The 5,972-nt window shown below is 73.7% G+C and carries 4 protein-coding genes; 3 read left to right on the top strand and 1 reads right to left on the bottom strand.

The features are described from left to right. Positions 1 to 30: 30 nt before the first annotated feature. Entirely contained in the window at positions 31 to 1,344 is a 1,314-nt protein-coding gene (locus tag ABD308_RS29815) for a discoidin domain-containing protein (RefSeq protein ID WP_344341667.1), read from the bottom strand. A gap of 311 nt (positions 1,345 to 1,655) precedes the next feature. Between ABD308_RS29815 and ABD308_RS29810 the strand changes: the two genes are divergently transcribed. The 3 genes from ABD308_RS29810 (at position 1,656) to ABD308_RS29800 (ending at position 5,952) form a co-directional block, all read left to right on the top strand. Further along, entirely contained in the window at positions 1,656 to 3,026 is a 1,371-nt protein-coding gene (locus ABD308_RS29810) for an MBL fold metallo-hydrolase (protein ID WP_344341664.1), read from the top strand. Positions 3,027 to 3,243: 217 nt separating this feature from the next. Beyond that, positions 3,244 to 3,633, top strand: coding sequence for a DUF302 domain-containing protein (locus ABD308_RS29805; RefSeq protein WP_344341661.1), 390 nt, complete (start codon positions 3,244 to 3,246; stop codon positions 3,631 to 3,633). Between the two features lie 123 nt (positions 3,634 to 3,756). Beyond that, complete coding sequence (locus ABD308_RS29800; RefSeq protein ID WP_344341656.1) at positions 3,757 to 5,952, top strand: MMPL family transporter; 2,196 nt, start codon at positions 3,757 to 3,759, stop codon at positions 5,950 to 5,952. Positions 5,953 to 5,972: the final 20 nt, after the last annotated feature.

Below are 5,972 nucleotides of genomic sequence, written 5' to 3'. Positions count from 1 at the left end.
CCCGGCGGCCGGTGGTGGCCAGGTACACCATCAGTGGCAGCTGTACGTCGGGGCGGTGTCCTTGACCTGGCCGTCGGTGCCGACGTAGCTCCAGCCGTAGCCGGAGTCGGTGAGGTCCAGCTTGAGCACGCCGTAGTCGCCGCTGATCCGCTTCTGGCTGTTCGGCTGGACCTGCTCGATCGGGTACGGCTCGGCGCCGCCCATCCCGCCGACGATCTCGACGATGCCGTCCGCGGTGGCCCGGCCGTCCGGGTCCTGCGGGGCGAAGCGCTCGTAGTGGTGGTCGTGCCCGTTGAGCACCAGGTCGGCCCTGGCGTCGTAGAGGATCCGCCACACCGGCCGGGAGACCGGGTCGTTGCCGTGTCCGCCCGAGGAGTACAGCGGGTGGTGCCAGTAGGCGGCGACGCACTTCCTGCTGTTGGCCGCCAGGTCGGCCTTCAGCCAGTCGATCTGGGCGCTCTGGTCGAAGGCGTTGGAGTCGAGGGCGACGAAGTGCCAGTTGCCCTCGTCGAAGCTGTACCAGCTCTTGCCCTGCGGGTAGGCGATGGCGCCGAAGTACGACTTGTAGCCGGCCAGCGAGCCGGCGGGGTCGTAGGTCTCGTGGTTGCCCGGCACCGGGTGGGTCTTCGCCTTGAACGCGCCCCAGCTCTTGTCGTAGTAGTCGCGGAAGTCGGCCAGCCTGGCGTCGTCGTACTGGTTGTCACCCATCGTCAGGTAGAAGCGCGGGTTGATCCGCTGGGCCAGCGCGGCGGTCTTCGGGTGCGCGCAGCCGCTGTCCGAGGCGGTGCACTGCGCGGCGATGTCACCGGCCGCGACCACGGTGAACGCCCCGCCCGACGGGCCGGTGGGGGTGGGGCCGGTCGGCGACGGTCCGGCGTCCAGGGCCCCGTACACCTCCAGCTCGAACAGCGAGTAGCCGTACGACGTGCCGCGCGCCGTCCCGTACATCCGGACGTGGCGGCCCTTGCCGGCCAGGCCCGTCCAGTCGTCCGTGCCGCCGTTGCCGGCCTTCTCCTCCGCGATCGCGGTCCAGGTCACCCCGTCCGCCGACACCTCCAGCCGGTACGCCTTCGCGTACGCGGCCTCCCAGCTGAGCTTGACCCGCGAGACGGTGGCGTTCGCCCCGAGGTCCACCCGCAGCCACTGCGGGTCGCTGCCCTCGGCACTCGCCCACCGTGTGGTGGCGCTGCCGTCGAACGCCTTGCCGGCCGCGTAGGACGACCCCTCCGTGGAGGAGGCCGTCGCGGCCTTCCCCCGCGAGATCAGCGGATCGGCCGCCGCTCCCGCCCGCTCGGACCAGCCGAGCACCAGACCGCCGATCAACACCAGCACGGCGGCGAACACGCCGACGTGGACAGGCCTTACCGAAACACCCGGACGCATCCTTGACTCCCCGATCTTGGGAAACGGTGAGAGCTGCGCACCGGTGCGCACCACGCACACGCCCACCGGCGAGGGGAGCGTAGTAGAAAGTAAAGTTTCCTGACAATAGCGCCCGCGCGCCGAACTTCCGTCCGAATCGGGCGACGGGGCTCCCCCCGCGCTCGGGGCGGGCCCAGGCTTCCCGCTTCGCCGAAATTTACCCCCGGGGGTATGGTGGATGTCAGACGGATACCCCACTGGGTATCCTGGAACCGCATGCAGGAGCGATCCACGTGTTCTTCGCCCAGTACTACCTCGACTGCCTCTCCCAGGCCTCCTACCTGGTCGCCGACGAGACCACCGGCCGCGCCGTGGTGATCGACCCGCGCCGGGACATCGACGAGTACGTCGCCGACGCCGAGGCGCACGGGTTCACCGTCGAGGCCGTGATCAACACGCACTTCCACGCCGACTTCCTGGCCGGACACCTGGAACTGGCGGCCCGCACCGGCGCGTGGATCGGCTACGGGCGTCGCGCGGTCACCGAGTACCCGATCCGCGAGCTCGCCGACGGCGAGCGGATCGAGCTGGGCGAGGTCGCCCTGCAGATCATGGAGACCCCCGGGCACACTCCCGAGTCGATCAGCGTCCTGGTGTTCGAGCACTCCGGGGACACCGTCCCCTACGGCGTGCTGACCGGCGACGCGCTGTTCATCGGCGACGTGGGCCGCCCCGACCTGCTGGCCTCGGCGGGCACCACGGCCGAGGAGCTCGGCCGGATGCTGCACCACAGCGTCCAGCACAGGCTGATGGCCCTGCCCGACGAGGTGCGGGTCTTCCCCGCCCACGGCGCCGGCTCGTCCTGCGGCAAGAACCTGTCCACCGAGCGCCAGTCCACCATCGGCGCGCAGCGCGCCACCAACTACGCCTGCGCGCCGATGAGCGAGGAGGACTTCGTCGCGATCGTCACCGCCGGCCAGTCCGCCGCGCCCGGGTACTTCGGCCATGACGCCGCCCTCAACCGGCAGGACCGCGGCCTGTTCGACGCCGCGCTCGCCCACCGCCCGCTGACCGCCGGGGAGTTCGCGGCCCACCGGCGCGACGGGGCGGTGGTGGTCGACGCCCGCAGCCCGCAGGAGTTCGCCGCCGGGCACCTGCGCGGGTCGGTCAACGTCCCCGCCGACGGCCGCTTCGCCGAGCAGGCCGGCGCCGTGCTCGACCCGGACTCCGCGCTGCTCGTCGTCGCGCCGGACGGCCGCGAGGGCGAGATCGTCACCCGCCTCGCCCGGATCGGCTTCGACCGGACCGTCGGCCACCTCGCCGAGCCCGGGACCAGCCTGCCCGCGCTCGCCGAGGACCTCGCCCCCGCCGCCCGCCTCACCGTCGACCAGCTGCGCACCGCGCTCGCCGCCGACCACCCCCCGCTGGTGATCGACGTCCGCACCTGCGGCGAGCGCGCGGAGGGCGCCGTCGAGGGCTCCGTGCACATCCCGCTCAACGAGCTGCCCGGCCGCCTCGCGGAGATCCCGCGGGACCGGTCGCTGGTCGTCCACTGCGCCGGCGGGCACCGGTCCTCCATCGCCGCCAGCCTGCTGCGCCGGCGCGGCCTCGGCGAGGTCGCCGACCTGCTGGGCGGCTACGCCGCCTGGGACGCGGCCGCCTGAGCCGGGCGGGGAGCGCCGCGACATCGCGACGCGGTCGGCCGTCGCCTCCCGCACCCTCGACCGCGCCGGGTTCAAGATCGTGGCCAGCGGCACGCGCCGGTGCACGGCCACGGACGGCGACACGCCGCCGATGGGCGGGACCGGACCGGAGGAAGCCGTTCCCCGCCCTCGCCCGATCCCCTCGCCCCTCGCCCCTCCCCCAGGAATGGAGCACCCCATGGAGTACGGAATCCCCGTCACCCTCGACCTGCCCTTCGCCGAGACCGTCGACCGGGTGCGCGCCGCGCTCGCCGAGCAGGGGTTCGGCGTCCTCACCGAGATCGACGTCCGCGCCACCCTGCGGGCCAAGATCGGCGAGGAGATCGAGGACTACCTGATCCTCGGCGCCTGCAACCCGCCGCTCGCCCACCGCGCGCTCCAGGCGGACCGGCGCATCGGACTGCTGCTGCCGTGCAACGTCGTGGTCCGCGCGGACGGCGGGCGCACGGTCGTCGAGGCGATGGACCCGCAGCTGATGGTCCAGGTCACCGGCGAGCCCGGGCTGCGGGCCGTCGCCGACGAGGCGGCCACCCGGCTGCGCGCCGCGCTGGCCGCGCTCACCGCCTGACCGGCCGGACACGGCAGGAACCTGACGGGGCCCGCCCGGAGCGGGCCCCTCCTTTCGGCCTCCCATATACCCCCACCCGTATTTTCGCGCCCCGTTCGGGCGCAGCAGGAACGGAGCAACCCCGTGAAGCACCAGGACCCCGCCCCGGGCCGGCCGGTCACCACCGCGCCGCCCGGGCCGGCCCCTTCCCCGGGCCCGCTCGGACGGCTCGGCACCTGGTCCGTCCGCCACTTCAAGGCCGTCCTGGCCGGCTGGCTGCTGGTCGTCGTCGGCCTCGGCGCCTTCGCGCCGCAGGTGACCTCGGCGCTGTCCGGGGCCGGCTGGCAGGCCGACGGATCGGAGTCGGTGAAGGTCCGGCAGGTCGCCGAACAGCACTTCGCCGGGAACGCCTCCTCCGCGCTGCAGATCGTGGTCGCCGCCGACCGGCCGGTCAGCGAGCCGGACGTCCAGCAGGTGATCACCCGAGCGGGCGAAATCGCGGCGGCCGACCCCCGGGTCTCCACCGTCGTGGCGCCCCAGCCCGGCGCGACCGTCTCCCCGGACGGCCGGACCGCCGTGCTGCTCGCCGGCGCCAAGGCCTCCCCCGACGACATGGTCCGGGCGGCCGATGACCTCAAGGGCCCGCTGAACGCCCTCTCGGGTGAGGGCGTCGACGTCCACGCCACCGGCGCGTCCGTGCTGTGGAGCGACTTCAACAAGGCCAACCACGACGCCATGATGAAGTCCGAGATCATGTCCTGGCCGGTCACCCTGGCCATCCTGGTGCTCGCCTTCGGCTCCCTGGTGGCCGCCGGCCTGCCGCTGCTGCTCACCATGGCCGGACTCGCCGCCTCGGCCGGCTCGCTGGTCCTCATCAGCCACCTGTTCCCGGTCTCCGTCTGGGCGATGAACTTCGCGATGATGTTCGCCCTCGCCCTCGGCATCGACTACGCGCTGTTCCTGGTGGTCCGTTTCCGCGCCGCCCGGGCGGCGGCCGCCCGCCGGAACCCGGGTCAGGACGGCCGACTCGCCGGTGCCACGGCGGTCGCCGAGACCATGGACACCGCCGGCAAGGCCGTCCTGCTGTCCGGTGCGACCGTCCTGGTCAGCCTGTCCGCCGTGATGCTGGTGCCGTCCCCCGCGTTCCGTTCGATGGCCGGCGGCATCATGCTCGCCGTCCTGTTCGTGCTCGCCGCCACCCTCACCCTGCTGCCCGCCGTCCTCGGCCGGCTCGGCCACCGCGTCGACGCGCTCGCCCTGCCGTGGGTGAAGTCCGGCGGGCACCGCTCGCCGCGCTTCGCCGCCTGGGGCGAGCGGCTGTGGCGGCACCCGCTGCGCTACGGCGCCCTGGCGCTCGCCGCGCTGATCGCGCTGGCCGCGCCCGTCATCGGGCTGCGGACCGCGATGCCCTCCATCACCGTGCTGCCCGAGGACGCCAGCGCCCGCGCCGGCTACACCGCCGTCCAGCAGGCCTTCGGTCCCGGAGCGCCCGGCGCCCTGCAGATCCTCACCCCGACCGAGGGGGCCGCCGGGGTCGCCGCCGACCTCGCCGCCACCCCCGGGATCGCCGGTGTGATGCCCGCGCAACCGGCCGCCGACGGCTCCGGCTGGTCGATCGTCCAGGCCGTGCCCACCGTGGACCCGTCCAGCCCCGACCTGGGCCGCACCGTCGACACGCTGCGCGCGGAGCTGCCGTCCGACACGCTGGTCGGCGGCGCGGCGGTGGAGAACCTGGACCTCCAGCACCTGCTGACCGAGAAGACCCCGCTGGTCATCGGCGTGGTGATGGGCCTCGGCTTCCTGCTGCTGCTGGTCGCCCTGCGCGCCCCGCTGATCGCGGCGCTCGGCACGGCCGCCAGCCTGCTGTCCACCGGCGCGGCGTTCGGCGTCGCCCGGCTGGTCTTCCAGGACGGCCACGGCGCGGGGCTGCTCGGCTTCACGTCGCAGGGCTTCCTGGACGGCTGGGCGCCGGTGTTCTTCTTCGCGATGATCTTCGCCATCGCGATGGACTACACGGTCTTCCTGCTCGCCTCCGCCAAGGAGCACTACGAGCGCACCGGCGATCCGCGTGAGGCCATGGTCGGCGCGCTGGCCCACTCCGGGCGGGTGGTGTTCGCGGCGGCGGGCGTCATGGTCGCGGTGTTCTTCACCTTCGCCCTGTCCGGGCCGCTGCCGCCCAAGGAGATGGGCATCGTGCTCGGCGTCGCCGTCCTCCTGGACGCCGCGCTGGTCCGCCTGGTGCTCCTGCCGGTCCTGCTCCGCCTCACCGGGGCCGCCGCCTGGCGCACGCCCGCCTGGCTGGACCGCGTGCTGCCGAAGATCTCCTTCTCGCACGACTGAGCCCCGCCCGGTCCCGGCCG

This window comes from Kitasatospora putterlickiae, from assembly GCF_039527695.1.
Classification (GTDB): Bacteria; Actinomycetota; Actinomycetes; order Streptomycetales; family Streptomycetaceae; genus Kitasatospora; species Kitasatospora putterlickiae.
Note: the sequence above shows the minus strand (reverse complement) of the source record. Positions and strands in the feature narration are given on the sequence as shown.